Source organism: Blastococcus sp. TF02-09, from assembly GCF_003319105.1.
In the GTDB taxonomy this organism is placed as follows: domain Bacteria; phylum Actinomycetota; class Actinomycetes; order Mycobacteriales; family Geodermatophilaceae; genus Blastococcus.
Genome location: NZ_QOHH01000001.1, coordinates 137,950 through 154,784 on the forward strand (window position 1 = coordinate 137,950; position 16,835 = coordinate 154,784).

12 protein-coding genes are annotated in these 16,835 nt (G+C 74.7%); 7 read left to right on the forward strand and 5 right to left on the reverse strand.

Going from position 1 to position 16,835, the window contains the following annotated elements:
• Positions 1 to 40: 40 nt before the first annotated feature.
• The 3 genes from DQ239_RS00660 to DQ239_RS00670 form a co-directional block, all read right to left on the reverse strand.
• A complete protein-coding gene (locus tag DQ239_RS00660) occupies positions 41 to 442 on the reverse strand; it encodes a cupin domain-containing protein (protein WP_113832340.1) in 402 nt (133 codons plus the stop codon).
• Positions 443 to 594: 152 nt separating this feature from the next.
• A complete protein-coding gene (locus DQ239_RS00665; RefSeq protein WP_147251934.1) occupies positions 595 to 1,869 on the reverse strand; it encodes a polysaccharide biosynthesis protein in 1,275 nt (424 codons plus the stop codon).
• Between the two features lie 67 nt (positions 1,870 to 1,936).
• The gene (locus DQ239_RS00670) at positions 1,937 to 3,169 is read right to left on the reverse strand and encodes a glycosyltransferase family 4 protein (protein ID WP_199582431.1); all 1,233 of its coding nucleotides are present in this window, start codon (positions 3,167 to 3,169) and stop codon (positions 1,937 to 1,939) included.
• Positions 3,170 to 3,278: 109 nt separating this feature from the next.
• On the opposite strand from DQ239_RS00670, the gene DQ239_RS00675 reads away from it, so the two are divergent.
• The 6 genes from DQ239_RS00675 to DQ239_RS00700 all read left to right on the forward strand — a co-directional run bounded on the left by DQ239_RS00675 (position 3,279) and on the right by DQ239_RS00700 (position 13,727).
• Positions 3,279 to 4,007 (forward strand): class I SAM-dependent methyltransferase, encoded by a 729-nt coding sequence (locus DQ239_RS00675; protein WP_113832342.1) that lies wholly within the window; start codon positions 3,279 to 3,281, stop codon positions 4,005 to 4,007.
• 217 nt (positions 4,008 to 4,224) lie between these two features.
• Positions 4,225 to 5,193, forward strand: coding sequence for a DUF3068 domain-containing protein (locus tag DQ239_RS00680; RefSeq protein WP_113832343.1), 969 nt, complete (start codon positions 4,225 to 4,227; stop codon positions 5,191 to 5,193).
• A gap of 21 nt (positions 5,194 to 5,214) precedes the next feature.
• Positions 5,215 to 9,471, forward strand: a complete 4,257-nt coding sequence (locus DQ239_RS00685) for an alpha-(1->3)-arabinofuranosyltransferase (RefSeq protein WP_147251936.1) — start codon at positions 5,215 to 5,217, stop codon at positions 9,469 to 9,471.
• A 14-nt stretch (positions 9,472 to 9,485) separates the two neighbouring features.
• Entirely contained in the window at positions 9,486 to 10,688 is a 1,203-nt protein-coding gene (locus DQ239_RS00690; protein WP_113832345.1) for a DUF4185 domain-containing protein, read from the forward strand.
• Positions 10,689 to 10,757: 69 nt separating this feature from the next.
• Positions 10,758 to 12,101, forward strand: coding sequence for an MFS transporter (locus DQ239_RS00695; RefSeq protein ID WP_233488597.1), 1,344 nt, complete (start codon positions 10,758 to 10,760; stop codon positions 12,099 to 12,101).
• 51 nt (positions 12,102 to 12,152) lie between these two features.
• Positions 12,153 to 13,727 (forward strand): FMN-binding glutamate synthase family protein, encoded by a 1,575-nt coding sequence (locus DQ239_RS00700; protein WP_113832347.1) that lies wholly within the window; start codon positions 12,153 to 12,155, stop codon positions 13,725 to 13,727.
• Positions 13,728 to 13,749: 22 nt separating this feature from the next.
• Here DQ239_RS00700 and DQ239_RS00705 read toward each other — a convergent pair whose 3' ends face one another.
• Together DQ239_RS00705 and DQ239_RS00710 are read right to left on the reverse strand one after the other, a co-directional pair.
• Complete coding sequence (locus tag DQ239_RS00705; RefSeq protein ID WP_113832348.1) at positions 13,750 to 14,370, reverse strand: FMN reductase; 621 nt, start codon at positions 14,368 to 14,370, stop codon at positions 13,750 to 13,752.
• Positions 14,367 to 15,515, reverse strand: a complete 1,149-nt coding sequence (locus DQ239_RS00710) for an LLM class flavin-dependent oxidoreductase (RefSeq protein ID WP_113832349.1) — start codon at positions 15,513 to 15,515, stop codon at positions 14,367 to 14,369. The genes DQ239_RS00705 and DQ239_RS00710 overlap by 4 nt, the downstream gene beginning before the upstream one ends.
• Positions 15,516 to 15,730: 215 nt before the next feature.
• Between DQ239_RS00710 and DQ239_RS00715 the strand changes: the two genes are divergently transcribed.
• Positions 15,731 to 16,738, forward strand: coding sequence for a hypothetical protein (locus DQ239_RS00715; protein WP_147251938.1), 1,008 nt, complete (start codon positions 15,731 to 15,733; stop codon positions 16,736 to 16,738).
• The last annotated feature ends 97 nt before the right edge of the window (positions 16,739 to 16,835 follow it).

The window sequence follows — 16,835 nt, forward strand, 5'->3', positions numbered from 1 at the left end:
AGGGCCGCCGTCGGCAGGACGGCGGCCCTCCGGGGCGGGATCAGCCGGACGTCGGGGGCTCGTCCTTGCCGGCCTCCTCGAGCTCGTCGGCCTCCTCCTTGGTCTTGTGCACCGCGCCGTCGGCGTGCTCCGGCGGGCCGTAGACGGTGTAGAGGATGAGCGGGTTCTCGCCGGTGTTCAGGAAGTTGTGCTTCTTCCCGGCGGGCACGACGACCAGGTCGCCCTGCGCGACGGCCTTCTCCGAGCCGCCGATGACGGCCTTGCCGGTGCCGCTGACGAAGGTGAGGATCTGGTCGACCTCGTGGATCTCCTCGCCGATCTCGCCGTCCTTGGGGATGGTCATGATGACGAGCTGGGTGTGCTTCCCGGTCCAGAGCACGCGACGGAAGTCGGGGCTCTTCTCGGCCTCGGTGGCGATCGTGTAGTGGATGACGGACGCCATGGACGGCGCTCCTCTCGTCTCGACTCCTCTGCTGAGCAGCCCGCCGGAGCGACCGGACGGGCGACCGCGCAGGGTCCTGCCCGCGCAGCCGGAGGAGTAGTCCTCGTTCGCCCGTATTGCTGATCTTGCTCGCCGCGGAGCCCGCAGCGTCGTCAGGCCGCGGCGGGCCGCCCGGCCGCCACCGGGGGTCCGGCGTGGGCGCGCCAGACCCGGATGAGCCCGGTGCCGACGAGCAGGACGGTGGCGGCGACCGCGGTGCCGGCCACCGTCAGCACGGTCAGCCCGTCCCGGTAGGCGAGCACCTCGACGCCGATCGCCTCCAGCGCCACCGCGCACCAGACGGCGACCGCGGCGACGCGGTCGGAGGCGGCGATGCCGGAGTAGAGGAGCAGCTGGGCCAGGGCGAAGAGGGTCCCGAGGATCGCGAAGACCCAGACGGCCCCGCCCAGCGCGTCGCCGTACTCCGCGCCGCCCACCAGCGGGAGGGCGCGGGCGCCGAGCACGGCCGTGGCGGCGGTGATGACCGCGCCCACCAGGGCGACGAGGGCGGCGGCGACCGGCAGCAGCCGTCGTCGTCCACCCGCGTTGGCCAGCCGCGGCAGCAGGACGACGCTGACGCCCTGCGGCAGCCAGAAGGCGACCTTGGCGAAGATCGAGGCGACGGCGTACTCGCCGGCCAGGTCGGCGGGCAGGTGGTGACGGGCGAGCAGCAGGTCGAGGTTGACCATGAGCACCAGCCCGAGGAGCGCGCCGGACGCCTTGGTGGCCGAGACGACGTGCGCGCGCAGCCCGCGGGCGAAGCCCGGCCGGCCGGTGAACCACCAGCCGACGACGGCGCTGCCCGCGCAGCCCACGGCCATCCCGATGAGCGCGGCCTCGGGGGTCCCGCCGATGAGCAGGCCGGCGATGCCGCCGCCGGACTTCAGCAGGCCGAAGGTGGTGTTGACCAGCGCCAGCCGCCGGTAGCGGCGGGTGCCCTGGAGCAGCCCGTCGTAGCCGCCGACGAGCGTGTGCGGCACGAGGACGGCGATCAGCCAGAGCACCGTCGAGGCGCCGGAGAGGTGCAGCAGCGAGACCAGCGGCACCACCGCCAGCAGGCCGAGGACGCCGACCGCGGCCGCGCCCACCCACGTCGCGGTGTGCAGCCGGGCCACCACGGCGGCGCGGTCGCGGGGGTTGGCCCCCAGGGTCAGCGCGGCCGCGGTCTGCAGGCCGGTCGCGGGGACGACGCCGATGAACATGACGCCCAGCAGGGCGGCCAGCTCACCGAAGGCCTCGGGGGCGAGCAGGCGGGCCGCCACCACGGTCATGACGTAGGCGAGCCCGTTGACGCCCAGCAGGGCCAGGGAGACCAGGGCGGCCGGGATGGCGGCCGCGCGACGGCGGCGGAGGAAACCGGGTGCGGGCGGTGCCTCGGTGGCGGTCATCGCCGCACCCCGCACCGAGCGTCCGGGGGGACTGCTCGCTGCCGGGCGTCGGGGTGGCCGCTGCCGCTCACCGCACCCCTGAGGAAGCGATCTTCCGGGAGGAGGGCGAGCCGGCGGCGGACACGTCGACGCGCGCGCCGGGATCCGCCCCCAGGTCGCCCGTGCCCTGCTGGATGCGCTCCAGCTGCTCGAGCAGCTCGGCGTCCTCGCGGACGGCGGCGTGGGAGGACTCGCGGACCGAGCGGGCGAGCACGCCGGCGAACTCGCGGACGCTCGCCGACCACTCGAAGGTGGCCGCGTGCTTCATCGCCGCCTCACCCATCGCGTGGCGGGACGCGTCGTCCTCCAGCAGCCGGGCGACGGCCTCGGTCATCTGGTCGAGGTCGTCGACGAGCACGCCGCTGACGCCGTCCACAACCGACTCCTGGAGGCCGCCGGAGGAGTGGTAGCCGACGGTGGGGACGCCGTGGCCGCCGGCCTCGATGACCACCATGCCCCAGCCCTCCTTGATGGAGGGGCAGACGAAGACCCAGGCCGCGGCGAGCTGCTCGTGCTTGGCGGTCTCGTCGAGGAAACCGAGGAACTCGACGCGGTCGGCCACGCCCAGCCGCTCGGCCTCGGCGCGCAGCGTGTCCTCCCACCACCCCTCGCCGACGACGGCGAGGGTGAGGTCGGGCCAGCGGTCGCTCAGCCGGGCGAGGATCTCCAGGGAGTGCTCGACCTGCTTGTGCGGCACCAGCCGGCCGAGGGTGACCAGCCGCGGGGTCGGGGAGCGGGGCGTGTCGACCTGCACGATCGGCTCGGTGCCGACGGGGACCAGCGTGATGCGCCCGGCATCGATGCCCAGACCGCTCATCTCGCGGCCCGTGGCGTCGGAGATCGTGACGTAGGGGACCCGGCGGTAGATCTTCGGCGCCAGGACCGACTCGAGCCACCAGCCGATGCGGCCACCGACGGGACCGAAGACGATCGGCCACTGCTCCTTGTGCACGTGGAAGACCACGGTGGTCACGGGGGAGCGGGTGACCAGGGTGCTGCAGAAGGGGATGCCGTTCTGGATGTCGACGACCAGCCGCGGCTTGTGCTTCCGGACGAAGGCCATGGCCCGGGGGTAGATGCTGAACCGTCCGCCCTGGCGGATGATCCGGACGCGGTTGACGGTCTCCTCGCGGGGGGCGCGGCCGTGGGCGGCGCACAGCAGCGTGACGCGCAGTCCGGCAGCGGCCAGACCCTCGGCGATCCGCTGCACGTACCGTTCCGATCCGCCGCCCTCCGGGTGGCTGACGTCACGCCAGTTCACGAAGAGAACATCGATGTCCGTCGTTCGGTACAACACCCGCGGCACACTAATGCACCCGAGCAGCGGCATCGACCCACGACGAGCGCCCACGACCCTTTGGAGTACACGGATGAACCGATCGGCCACCCTCTCCCGGTCGGTCTCGTTGTTCCAGGCCTTCCTGCACGAGCAGGACGATCCTGAGCGCTTCTACAGCGTCCTGGCTGCCGATTCGGTGGCGCAGCTGTCCCGCTGGGTGGACCTCTCCGGCACCACGGTGCTCGACGTCGGGGGCGGTCCGGGCTACTTCGCGGACGCCTTCCGCGGGGCCGGCGCGAGGTACGTCGGGCTGGAGCCGGACGCCGGGGAGATGGCCGCGCGCGGGGAGCCCGAGCCGGGCACGCTGCGGGCCAGCGGCGAGGAGCTGCCGATCCGCACCGGCGCCGTCGACGTCTGCTACTCCTCCAACGTGCTGGAGCACGTGCGGCGGCCCTGGACCATGGCCGACGAGATGGTGCGTGTGACCAAACCCGGGGGCACCGTCTTCCTCTCCTTCACGCCCTGGTTCTCGCCGTGGGGCGGGCACGAGACGGCGCCGTGGCACTACCTGGGCGGCCACCGGGCCCGCCGCCGGTACCGCAAGCGCATGGGGGCCGAGCCGAAGAACAAGTTCGGGGAGTCGCTGTTCGCGACGTCTGCCGGCGCGGCCCTCAAGTGGGCCCGCGCCTGCCCGGACGCCGAGCTCGTCGCCGCGCTGCCCCGGTACCACCCGTGGTGGGCCACCTGGGTGGCGCGCGTCCCCGGCCTGCGGGAGTTCGCCAGCTGGAACATCGTCCTGGTGCTGCGCAAGCACGGCTGACGCGGGAGCGGCGCGCCGCTCCCGCACCACGGGCACCGGCGGGCACGGCTCCCTCATCCGGCCCGCGGGCCCCCCGGGCCTCCCGGGCGTGTCGTGGGCGCGCCGCGAGGTGGGCGGATCCGGCGCGAGGTCCCCGGGGCGTCGGCCGGGGCCGGGGGCCCGGGTCACGTACCGTCGGGTCCCGTGCCGCGCGTGGCGTAGCGGCGAGGGGAGCTGCATGCGGACGCGCGTCGTCGGGCTGGTCGGAACGGTCCTGGGGGGCCTCGCGGTCGTCGCGGCGGTCACCGCGGACGCCTGGGTCCCGCTGACCCCCGCCCCGCTGCCCCTCGACGCGAGCTTCGAGACGGAGTCGCTGGGGGAGCAGGTCCGGTACCTGGACCCGGCACGGCTCGCCGAGGTGACCGGTGCGGAGGTCACGGTGTCGGTCCGCGTGCGCGGCGACGAGGACACCGGTGCTGCGGACGACGACACCGCCGTCTGGGAGTTCACCTCGGAGACCGGCGACGCGGACGGGACGCTCGTGGACACCCGGACGACCGTCGTGTGCCTGGACCGTCGCAGCGCCGAGGCCGAGGACTGCGTCGGCGAGGCCGTCGACGGGGAGCCGACCGACGTCCGCGGGCTCACGGTCCGCTTCCCGGCCGACACGCAGGAGCGCGACTACGATCTCTGGGACCCCACGTCGAGGCAGCCCCTGCCGGCGCGCTATGTGGGTGCCGAGCGTCTCGACGGCGTGCAGGTGTACCGCTTCGAGCAGGAGGTCCCCGAGCAGGTGATCCGGTCGGTGCCCGTGCCCGGCCCCCTGGTGGCGGCCGGTGCGGACGAGGTCGAGGCCGAGGTCGTGCACCGCAGCACCCGCACGGTGCTCGTCGAGCCGGTCAGCGGCGTCGTCGTGTCGGAGGAGGAGAGCCCGGTGACGGCGCTGCGGAGTCCCGACGGCGCGGACGGCGCGGTCCTCCTGGCCGGCACGTTCGGCTGGACGGAGGCCTCGGTGGCCGACGCGCTCGCCCGCGCCGAGGACGTCCGTACCCAGTGCGGCGAGCTGCGGACCGCGGTGCGCTGGGGCGCGGGCGGGACCGGCGCGGTGCTGCTGGTCCTCGGCGCCCTCCTGGCCGCCCGCGGCACCTCCACCCGATCCGACGATGCCCGGGACGAGCCCGCCCGGGTTCCCGTCCCGAGCGCCTGAGGCGACGGGGGAACGCAGCACATGGCGACCATGGTCACCGGCACGTCCGCCGGACCCGCACCTGCCGACCCGACGTCGTCGGGGGCACAACGGGAACCGGTGCGCCGCCGGCTCCCGGCGCTGCTGGGGCGCTGGCGCCTGGCGCTGGTCAGCGCCGGCTTCGTGGTCCTGGCGATGCTGCAGGAGCCGGGGAAGATCCTCGGCGACACCAAGTCCGACCTGGTCGTCGACCCGCTGGCCTTCCTGGGGCGTGCCCTCACCCTGTGGGAGCCCGAGGGCGCCGCCGGTCAGATCCAGAACCAGGCCTACGGCTACCTCTTCCCGATGGGCCCGTTCTTCGCCCTGGGCCAGCTGGCCGGGGTGCCGGCCTGGATCGTCCAGCGGCTGTGGTTCGCGGCGCTGATGAGCGTGGCGTTCCTGGGCGTCGTCGTCCTGGCCCGCCGGCTGCGGATCGGGACGCCGGCCACGGCGCTGGTCGCCGGCATCGCCTACGCCCTCTCGCCGCGCATGGTCACCGAGCTCGGCGCGATCTCGGTCGAGACGATCCCGCTGGCCCTCGCCCCCTGGGTGATCGTGCCGCTCGTGGGCGCGGTGGAGCGGGGCTCCGTGCGCCGGGCCGCGGCGCTGTCGGGTCTGGCCGTGTTCTGCGTCGGCGGGGTGAACGCCGTCGCCACCGCCGCGGTGTTCCCGCTGGCGGTGCTGTACCTGCTCACCCGGCCCGCCGGGCCGGTCAAGCGCCGGCTGATCGCCTGGTGGGTCGTGGCCGTCGGGCTGGCGACCGCCTGGTGGGCCGGCCCCCTGCTGCTGCTCGGCCGCTTCGGCTCCTCCTTCCTCTACTACATCGAGACGGCGGACGCGACCACCGGGCCGACCGATGTGCTCAGCGTGCTGCGGGGCTCCTCCCACTGGCTGGCGGAGCTCGCCTCGCCGTCGGGTCCCAACTGGCCCGCCGGGTGGGCACTGGTGCACGAGGTGGTCCCCGTCCTGGGCACCGTCGTCCTCGCCGCCGCCGGTCTGGCCGCCCTCTGCCGGCGCGACCTGCCCGAGCGCACGTGGCTGGCGCTCGGCCTGCTCGCCGGGGTCGGACTGGTCTCCCTCGGCCACCTCTCCGACGTCCAGGGGCTGTTCGCCGAGCGGCTGCACGACGCCCTGGACGGGCCGCTGGCCCCGCTGCGGAACGTGCACAAGTGGGACCCCGTCGTCCGGCTGCCGCTGGTCCTGGGGCTGGCGCACCTCGGCGGCGTCGCGGTCCGGTGGGTGCAGCGATCGCGTGCCGCGGGTGCGGGGGACGCGCCGGGGCGCCGACGGGCCGTCGCGCTCGGGTCGCGGGCGGCGCTCCTCGGGCTCGTGCTGGCGCTGGTGGCGTCGGTCTCGCCGGCGCTCGCGGGACGGCTCGCGCCGCCCGGCGCGTTCTCCGACGTGCCCGAGTACTGGGAGGAGACGGCGGACTTCCTCGCCGCGCAGCAGCCCAGCGGGCGGGCGCTGCTCGTGCCGGGCTCGTCCTTCCCGCAGTACGAGTGGGGGACGCCGATCGACGAGCCGATGCAGGCGCTCGCCGAGTCGCCGTGGGACGTCCGCAACGCGATCCCGCTGACTCCCGAGGGTCACATCCGCATGCTCGACGCCATCGAGGCGCGGCTGGCGACGGGCGAGGGGTCCGAGGGTCTGACGCGGTACCTCGCGCGCGCCGGCATCTCGCACCTCGTCTTGCGCAACGACCTGGACACCGGCGCAGCGGGGGCGACGCGCCCGGCGCTGGTGCGCGAGGCGCTCCGCGAGTCACCGGGCATCGAGCAGGTGGCCACCTTCGGGCCCGTGTCCGAGGCGGACGACGTGCGCGACGGCTCGGTCGTCGACGCGGGGCTCGAGGAGTCGGCTCCGGCGATCGAGGTCTGGTCGGTCGCCGACGTCGCGCCGTCGGCCTGGACCACGCCGTTGTCGGAGGCGGTCACCGTGCACGGCGGCCCCGAGGCGGTGCTGGCGCTCGAGGACCGGGGTCTGGTCACCGACCGCCCGGTCCTGATGGCGGGCACCCCCGGCGCCCCCGCCGAACCGGCCATGGTCAGCGACGCGCTGCTCCGCCGGGAACGCAACTACGGCCGGCTGCTCGGGGCCACCTCCGGCGGGCTGACCGTCGACGACCGGCTGCGGATGGACAACCCGGCGCGCGACTACGTGATCCCGGCGCTTGGCGCCTCGGAGAGCGTCATCGAGTACAGCGGCGGCACGCCGACGGCGTCGAGCTCGGCCTCGGACCCCGACGGCTTCACCCCGGCGCGGGCGGACACCCAGGCCTGGGCGGCCGTGGACGGCGACCCGCTGACCGCCTGGCGGCCCGCCCCGTGGGACGAGAGCGGCGAGCCGCCGTGGTGGCGGCTGGACACCGACCTGCAGACCGTGGCCGGGGAGATGGTCGTGGCGCTCGGGCAGGAGCCCGGCGTCGCGCGACCGTCGGAGCTGCGGATCACCACCGACGCCGGATCGGTCGTCGTGCCGGTCGAGGACACCGGCGAGGAGCAGACGGTTCCGCTGCCGGAGGGGAACACGTCGCAGATCACCATCGCCTCGACGGTTCCGGCTGGGGAGGGCGCTCCGTCGCTCTCGCTGGCGGAGGTGCGCGTGCCCGGGCTGAACGTCAGCCGCTCCACGGTGACCCCGGCCGCCGGCCCGGTCAGCGTGTACGCCTTCGACGCCGTCGGTGGCCGCTCCGGGTGCGTCACCGGCGCCGACGACGCGTCCCTGTGCGCGTCCGGCCTGGTCCAGGGTGCCGAGGAGGCCACCTGGCTGGACCGCGGTTTCACCACGCCCGCGTGGTTCGACTACGAGCTGTTCGGCACGGCGGTGGCGCGTCCCGGCCGGACGCTGGACGCCCTGCTCGCCGAGGTGCGGGGGACCCCGCTGGTCGTCGCCAGCAGCGAGTCCGTGCCCGACCCCCGGGGCAGTGCTGCCGCCGCCGTCGACGGCGACCCGACCACGGCCTGGATCGCCGGCGGGGACGACCGTCGGCCCACGCTGGAGCTCACCTGGCCCGAGCCGCGCACGGTGGACTCCCTCCGGGTGGTGACCGAGGACGGTCTGGCCGCCGCCACGGCGACCGCGGTTTCCGTCGACGCCGGCGGTCTGTCGCGCACCGTGCGCCTCGCCGACGACGGCACCGCGTCGTTCGCCCCCGTGGTGACCGACCGGCTGTCGGTCACCTTCCTGCTGCCCGACGAGGTCGAGTCGCTGGACCCGTACACCCTCTGGGAGACGCGCCTCGGGGTCGGCGTGAGCGAGCTGGAGGTGGGCGGCCCGAACGTCGTCGCCGACCCGGGCACCCCGGTGGTGCCCGAGTGCGGCAGCGGGCCGGACGTCCGGCTGGACGGGGCGACGATGCTGACCACGGTGCGCACCACCCTGGGTGCGCTGGAGTCGCAGCAGCCCCTGGCGCTGGAGTTCTGCGGCGCCCTGCCGACCGTCAAGGTCACCGCGGGGGAGCACCGGCTCCGCGCCCGCAGCAGCCAGCTGCTGAGCATCGACTCGGTCACCCTCGCGCGGGTCGGCTGGCCCCGCGACACCGATCCCGGCGTGCGGGTGGCCGCCGACACAACCGGCTGGGACGCCGAGCGCCGCACGGTGCAGCTCGGCGACCGCGGCGAGGACACGCTGCTCGTCATCCCCGAGAACACCAATCCCGGCTGGCGGGCGACCCTGGACGGGCAGGTGCTCGCTAAGGTCGCCGTCGACGGGTGGCAGCAGGGCTACATCGTGCCGGCGGGCGCCGCGGGCACGGTGGAGCTGGACTTCCGGCCAGGGCCCTACTACCGCGCGGCCCTCGCCGTCGGCGCCGTCGCCGTGCTGCTCCTCGTCCTGGTGGCGGTGCTGCCGGCGCGGGCCTCGCGCGGGCGCACCTGGCGCGGCATCCGGCTGCCCGCGCGCGCGTCCGGGGTGCTGTCCCGTGCGTCCACGGTGCTGGGGGCGCTCTTCGTCCCCGGGGCGGTGCTGTTCGGCACGGCGCTGTACGGGGGCCTGTTCGGGCTCGCCGCGCTGGCGGTGCTGTGGCTGCTCCGCCAGGTCGTCGGTGCGCGCGGGCACGCGGTGCTGGGCGTCATCGCCACCGGGGCCCTGCTCGCCGCCGGCGCGATGGTGCTGCTCGACCCCGAGGGTGCGGTCACCGGCCCGCAGACCCTGTCGGTCGTCGCGCTCGCCGCCGTGCTCGCCGGGGTGCTCCCAGCGGCCCCACGTGCCACGACCGCCCCCGGGGCCCGCTCCAGCTGGGCGGCGAGGTGGCGCACGTGAGTCACCATGGGGGAGTGCTCCGTCGATCTGCTGTCCTCGCACCCGTCCTCGGGCTGCTGCTGACCGGCTGCGCCGCGCTGGAGGCGCCGGCCCCCGCGCCGTCCCCCGCGGCGGCGGCGGAGCCGGCCCTCCGGTCGCTGCCCGTCCCGGAGGACGCCGCGGAGTCCCGGCTGGAGCCGGCGTGCCCGCCGGCGGACCCGGCCCAGCCGGTGACCGCCGACGGTCTCAACACGGCGTTCGCGGAGATGAACCTGCCCTACTGGAAGCAGTCCGACGTCGGCACCACCGCGGTGCTGGAGGACGGCCGCGTCGTCTGGGTCTGGGGTGACACCGTGCGCGGCCGCGAGGTGCGGCCGCGCATGGCCGACAACTCCATCCTCGTGTCGTCCGGTACCTGCGTGTCCCAGGTGCTCACGCCCGACGAGGGGCCGATCGTCCCGGAGACCCCGGAGGAGTTCTCGCTGTGGCCGCTGTCGGCGCTGCGGCTGGACCCCCGGCCGGGCGACGCCGCCGACGTGACCGACGTGATCGTCGTGTACTTCTCGCGCGTGCAGCGGGGGATCAGCAACTTCGACTTCGAGGAGCGCGGCACCACGGTGGCGACCCTCACGGTCGGCGCCAGCGGTGTGCCCGTGCTGACCGAGCTCCGGGAGCTGACCCCGGACCTGCCGGACGTCGGGTCGGTGCACTGGGGTGCGGCCTCGGCACTGGACGGCGACACCGTCTACCTCTACGGGACCCGCAACACCGGCGAGGCGCTCGTGTACGGCCGGGAGCTCTACGTCGCCCGGCTGCCGCTGGACGCCGTGGCCGACGGGACGGCGATGGAGTTCTGGGACGGCACGTCCTGGCAGCCCGAGGAGTCCCGCGCCATCCCGATCCTCGACGCGGTCGACGGGTCGTCGCAGCGCCTGTCGGTGGACCTGGTCGACGGCACCTGGGTAGCGTTCTCGAAGCTCGGCGGCGACTTCTCGGACACCGCGGCGGTGTGGACCTCCGAGAACCCCTCCGGCCCCTTCACCGCCGAGCCGCTGCTCTCGGTGCCGTTCGGCTGGGAGACCGGTGTCATCTCCTACATGCCGCTGGCCCACCCGGACATCCCGACCGAGCCCGGCCAGATGATCGTGCACTACTCCCGGAACATCACCGACTTCGCGCAGCTGTTCCGGCAGCCCGAGCTCGGCATCCCGCGGTTCGCGCAGGTGCCCCGGCCCTGAGCCGCCTCGTCCGCCGCCCGGTCCGCAACCGGTGAGCGAGGTCACCGGCGCTCCCGGAAGATCGGGGGCGTGTCCGGTGTCGGGACTGGGGTGACCCCGCCGACGCCTGCCCGCGCCTACCTGGTGTGGGGCGTGGCGCTGCTGTCCTACGTCGTGGCGGTGTTCCACCGGGCCTCGCTCGGGGTGGCCGCCGTCGACGCGCAGGAGCGGTTCTCCGCCGGGGCCTCGGCCGTCTCGCTGTTCCTGGTGCTCCAGCTGGCCGTGTACGCGGGGCTGCAGATCCCGGTGGGCGTGGCCCTGGACCGGCTCGGGTCGCGCCGGCTCATCCTCGCCGGCGCGGTGACCATGGCCGCCGGGCAGCTGGTGCTGGCCCTGGCCGAGGACGTGCCCACCGCGGTGGCGGCGCGCGTGCTGGTCGGCGCCGGCGACGCCATGACGTTCATCAGCGTGCTGCGCGTCGTCTCGTTCTGGTTCCCGGGGCCGGTCATCCCGCTGATCACCCAGCTCACCGGCATCCTGGGCCAGCTGGGCTCGGTGCTCGCGGCCTATCCGCTGGTCGCCCTGCTGCACGGCACCTCGTGGGAGGTGACCTTCCTGGGGGCCGCCGCGACCGGGCTGCTGGTGGCGGTGCTGGTCCTCGTCGCGCTGCGCGACGCCCCGGGCGGCACGGTGCGGGGGCCCGCCGTCGGCCTGGCCGACCTGCGGGCCACCCTGCTGGACACCTGGCGGGAGCCGGGCACGCGCATCGGCCTCTACACGCACCTGGTCACCCAGTTCTCCGGCACCGTCTTCGCGCTGCTGTGGGGCTATCCCTTCCTCGTCGTGGGGCAGGGCCTCTCCCCGGGGACGGCGGCGGGGCTGCTCACCCTCCTGGTGCTGGTGGGCATGGGCGTCGGCCCGCTGCTCGGCCGGCTGTGCGGGCGCTGGCCGCTGCGCCGGTCGGTGCTCGTCTTCTCGATCCTCGGCGCCACCGCGGCGGTCTGGACGGTGGTGCTGGCCTGGCCGGGCCGCGCGCCCCTGCCGCTGCTCGTCGTTCTCGTCGTCGTCCTGGGCACCAACGGGCCGGGCTCGATGATCGGCTTCGACTACGCCCGGACGGAGAACCCGGCGGAGCGGCTGGGCAGCGCCAGCGGCGTGGTCAACGTCGGCGGGTTCGTCGCCTCGCTGCTGACCATCCTCGCGATCGGCGCCGTGCTCGACCTGCTCACCCCCGGCACGTCGACCGACTACGACCTGGGGGCCTTCCGGGCCGCCTTCGCCGTGCAGTACGTCTTCTGGGCGATCGGCCTGGTCGGGGTGCTGCGGCACCGGCGCGAGCTGCGTGCGCGGCTGGCGCGCGACGGCGTCGTCCTGGCGCCGCTGCACACCGCGGTGCGCGCCCGGCTGCGCGGCGGCTCGGCCTACTCCTCCTGACCCCGCGCCGCACCCGGTGTCGCCGGGGGCGCCGCGTGCGATGGTGACGCCATGAACCGCGTCTCCCGTGCGGCCGCCGCGGGCCTGTCCGCCGTCGCGGCCGTCGCCGTCCGCGACCTGGTGCAGCGCGAGCACTCCCTGCTGCGCAACTTCCCGGTGCTCGGACACGCCCGCTACCTGCTGGAGTCGATCGGCCCGGAGCTGCGCCAGTACCTGGTGGCCGGCAACAACGAGGAGCGACCGTTCACCCGCGACCAGCGCCGGTGGGTGTACGCCTCGGCGAAGGGCGAGAACAACTACTTCGGCTTCGGCACCGACAACGACCTCGAGTACACCGCCGGCTATCCGGTCATCAACCACCGGACGTTCGGCCGGGCGGTGCCGGCGACCGACGTGCACACCGGGCACGACGTCGCCCTGCCGGCCGCGAAGGTGCTCGGCGCCGCGCGGGGACGCCGGCACGCCTTCCGGCCGGCGTCGGTCGTGAACATCTCCGCCATGAGCTTCGGGTCGCTGTCGGGTGCGGCGGTCGAGGCGCTCAACCGCGGCGCGGCCCTGGCCGGCTGCCTGCACAACACCGGGGAGGGCGGCCTCTCGCCGCACCACCGGCACGGCGGCGAGCTGGTCTTCCAGCTGGGCACTGCCTATTTCGGCTGCCGCGACGAGCGCGGCCGGTTCGACCTGCAGCGACTGAAGGCACTGGTCGCCGAGGCGCCGGTGCGGGCGCTGGAGATCAAGCTCAGCCAGGGCGCGAAACCGGGCCTGGGGGGCGTCCTGCCCGCGGCGAAGGTCTCACCCGAGATCGCGGCGACGCGCGGCATACCGGTGGGGGAGGACTGCATCAGCCCGTCCCGGCACGCCGAGTTCTCCGACGTCGACAGCCTGCTCGACTGGGTGGAGCTCCTGGCCGACGAGACGGGGCTGCCCGTCGGCATCAAGTCCGCCGTCGGCGATCTGGCCTTCTGGGAGGAGCTCACCGACCGGATGGCCCGAAGCGGCCGCGGGGTCGACTTCGTGACCATCGACGGTGGCGAGGGCGGCACGGGCGCGGCACCGCTGATCTTCACCGACTCGGTGTCGCTGCCCTTCCAGCTCGGCTTCGCCCGCGTCTACGCCACCTTCGCCCGGAAGGGCCTGCACGAGGACGTCGTCTTCGTCGGCGGCGGCAAGCTCGGCCTGCCGGACAACGCCGTCGTCGCCTTCGCGCTGGGCTGCGACCTGGTCAACGTCGCCCGGGAGGCGATGCTGGCGATCGGCTGCATCCAGGCGCAGAAGTGCCACACCGACACCTGCCCCACCGGCGTCGCGACGCAGAACCCGTGGCTGGCGCACGGGCTGGACCCGGCCCTCAAGTCGGTGCGGGCCGCCTCCTACGTGCGGACCCTGCGCCGGGACCTGCTCAAGGTCGCCGAGGCGTGCGGGGTCGAGCACCCGGGCCTGATCGGCACCGGCTCGGTGGAGGTGCTCACCGGGCGGACGGCGTCCACGCCGCTGCACGAGGTCTACGGCTACGACCCGGCGTGGGGGCTGCCGTCCGCGGCCGACCGCGCCGCGATCGTCGCGCTCATGGAGGGGGAGGCGTCCCGGGGCGGCAGCGCACCGCCGTCCCCGGACGCCGTGGGCTGAACCTCTCCCTGACGTCGAGGGATCAGGCGCCGCGGAGCAGGTCCTCGAAGGAGGTCGTGGGGTCGGCGAACGGGTCGACCGGCGCGGCGGGCGGGCGGCCGGCCACCAGGTCGGCGAGCTCGCCCGCTGCCCGAGTCACCCGGTCGGCCAGCGCCCGGTCGGCCTCGCCGGCGCCGGCCCAGTCCTCGGCGGCGGCGAACACCGCGGTGGGGACGACGGTCGCCCGCAGGTAGGCGAACAGCGGCCGCATCGCGTGCTCCAGGGCCAGCGAGTGCCGCGCCGTCCCCGCCGTCGCCCCCATGAGCACTGGCGTGCCGACCAGGGCGTCCCTGTCCAGTACGTCGACGAAGGTCTTGAACAGACCGCTGTAGGACGCCGAGAAGATCGGCGTCACGGCGATCACCGCGTCGGCCCCGACCACGGTGTCGACCGCGGCCCGGAGCGACGTGTTGGCGAACCCGGTCAGCAGGTTGTCGGCGAGGTCGCGGGCGTGCTCGCGCAGCTCGACGACCTCCACGGTGGCGGAGATGCCGCGGTCGGCCAGCGCCGCGACCGTGGCCGCGGTCAGCCGGTCGGCCAGCAGCCGGGTCGAGCTGGGGGTGCTCAGCCCGGCACTGACGACGGCGATGGTGCGGGTGCTCATCGGGCCTCGACCTCCTCGCGGGACCGGCCGGTGACGCTGTCGCCGGCGGCGTGGACCGTGCTGTCCGTCGCGCCGCCCGCCGCGGCCACGCGGGAGGCGTGGGTCGGGGCGTCCGGCACGTGCGCGGGCTTGAGGGCGGCGAACTCGCGGCGCAGCACCGGCACGACCTCCTCGCCGAGCAGGTCCAGCTGCTCGAGCACGGTCTTCAGCGGCAGGCCGGCGTGGTCGATGAGGAACAGCTGGCGCTGGTAGTCGCCGACGTAGTCGCGGAAGCCGAGCGTGCGCTCGATGACCTGCTGCGGGCTGCCCACGGTCAGCGGGGTCTCGGTGGAGAACTCCTCGAGCGAGGGGCCGTGCCCGTAGACGGGGGCGTTGTCGAAGTACGGCCGGAACTCGTCCACCGCGTCCTGGCTGTTCTTGCGCATGAACACCTGGCCGCCGAGGCCGACGATGGCCTGGTCGGCGCTGCCGTGGCCGTAGTGCTCGTACCGGCGGCGGTAGAACTCGACCATCCGCTGGGTGTGTTCCGGCGGCCAGAAGATGTGGTTGTGGAAGAAGCCGTCGCCGTAGTACGCGGCCTGCTCGGCGATCTGCGGGGACCGGATCGAGCCGTGCCAGACGAACGGCGGGACGCCGTCCAGCGGGCGCGGCGTCGAGGTGAAGCCCTGCAGCGGCGTGCGGTACTTGCCCTGCCAGTCGACGACGTCCTCGGTCCAGAGCCGGCGCAGCAGGGCGTAGTTCTCGACGGCGAGCTCGATGCCGTTGCGGATGTCCTGTCCGAACCACGGGTAGACCGGGCCGGTGTTGCCGCGGCCCATCATGAGGTCGACCCGCCCGTCGGCCAGGTGCTGGAGCATCGCGTAGTCCTCGGCGATCTTCACCGGGTCGTTGGTGGTGATCAGCGTCGTGGACGTCGACAGCTGCAGCTTCTCCGTCGTCGCGGCGACGTGGGCCAGCGTCGTGGTGGGGGAGGAGGAGAAGAACGGCGGGTTGTGGTGCTCGCCGAGGGCGAAGACGTCCAGCCCCACCTCCTCGGCCTTCTGCGCGATGGCGAGGACGGCCTTGATCCGCTCGGCCTCGGTCGGCGTGCGACCGGTGGTCGGGTCCTGGGTGATGTCGCTGACCGTGAAGATGCCGAACTGCATGACCGCCCCTGAGGTTGGTTGAGAGTACAACTACTGCCGGGTGGAACCTACCGGACGGGCGGGGCATTCCCCGTGCCGGCAGCCGTACCGATGACTTCGCTGCGTAGCCGACCCGCCACCACCCGCAGAACTACGCCGGTGGCAGTTCACGGTCCGGTCACGGTCCGCCATAGCCCCCTCGTCGTTCTGGCACTGTCCGGCCTGGAAGCAGTGAGGTGCGAGGGGGCGGCGCGATGGTGGTGCGGGCGGAGACCGGGTCCGGCGACGAGGGCGGGGCGCGCAGGAGCTCGGCGATCCCCGCCTTCACCGGGGCGCTGGACACGATGCTCGGGTCCGGGCCGCTGTTTCGGAGCAGGATGCGCGGCTACGACCCGGTCGAGGTCGACACCTACGTCTCCTGGGCGGAGTCCGAGCTGCGCTCCGTGCGGCGCCAGGTCGACGACCTGCTGGGCCGCTTCGGCGCCTGCTCCGCCGAGCTCGAGATCTCCCGCCGCCTGCTGGCCGACGCGCCGCGCGGGCGGGTGGTGTTCCCGGTGTCCGAGCGCGTCGAGGAGATGCTGCAGCTCGCCGCCGACGAGGCGGCCGCGATCACCGAGAACGGTGCGCGGGAGGCCGAGCACCTGCTGGCCGAGGCGCGCAGCGAGGCCGACGCCCGCCTGCGCAAGGCCCACGAGATCAAGGAGCACGCGGTCCGCGCCGCCGACGAGCTCCGCGACCAGGCCCGCAAGCAGCGGGCCGTGGCGCAGTCGGTGCTGGACCACGCCCGGTCGGAGGCCGCCGAGGTGCTGCGGGCAGCGGCGGTGGAGCGCGACCGGCTGGGTGAGGAGGCCGCACACGAGCGCGACCGGCTGGCCGCCGCCGCTGCCGCGGAGCGCGACCGGCTCGCCACCGCGGCCGCCGAGGAACGCCGGCGCCTGGACGACGAGGCCGCCCGCGAGCGCGAGGAGGCGGCGGCCACCGCCGCGCGACGCCTGGCCGGTCTGCAGGCCGAGGTGGCCGACCTGCGCCGCCAGCGCGACCAGGCCCACGAGTCGCTGCGCGGCCTGAGCAGCCGCATCGGCGAGGCCCTCCAGGCCGTCGCGGCGACGGTGCCCGACGTCGTGGAGCCCAACATCGCGGTGGAGGGCCGGGAGTACGACCCGGACCAGGCCGGTGCGAACGGGCAGCGGGGCAGCGGGGACGGCCTGGTGCTCGTCCCACGTCCGGCTGCCGTCTCCGCCTGACGCCCGCGCCCGTGCCTGGCCCCTCCGTCGTTCCGCGCGTGCGGTAGGAAGGGGCTCCGGTGCGGTGCGCACCGGAGACGCAGCCGACAGGGAGGTC

Bases quoted from the DNA above. Each gene is read 5' to 3' on its own strand.
- DQ239_RS00675 (WP_113832342.1), top strand. From the start codon at position 3,279: ATGAACCGATCGGCCACCCTCTCCCGGTCGGTCTCGTTGTTCCAGGCC.
- DQ239_RS00665 (WP_147251934.1), bottom strand. From the start codon at position 1,869: ATGACCGCCACCGAGGCACCGCCCGCACCCGGTTTCCTCCGCCGCCGT.
- DQ239_RS00685 (WP_147251936.1), top strand. From the start codon at position 5,215: ATGGCGACCATGGTCACCGGCACGTCCGCCGGACCCGCACCTGCCGAC.
- DQ239_RS00680 (WP_113832343.1), top strand. From the start codon at position 4,225: ATGCGGACGCGCGTCGTCGGGCTGGTCGGAACGGTCCTGGGGGGCCTC.
- DQ239_RS00700 (WP_113832347.1), top strand. From the start codon at position 12,153: ATGAACCGCGTCTCCCGTGCGGCCGCCGCGGGCCTGTCCGCCGTCGCG.
- DQ239_RS00705 (WP_113832348.1), bottom strand. From the start codon at position 14,370: ATGAGCACCCGCACCATCGCCGTCGTCAGTGCCGGGCTGAGCACCCCC.
- DQ239_RS00710 (WP_113832349.1), bottom strand. From the start codon at position 15,515: ATGCAGTTCGGCATCTTCACGGTCAGCGACATCACCCAGGACCCGACC.
- DQ239_RS00660 (WP_113832340.1), bottom strand. From the start codon at position 442: ATGGCGTCCGTCATCCACTACACGATCGCCACCGAGGCCGAGAAGAGC.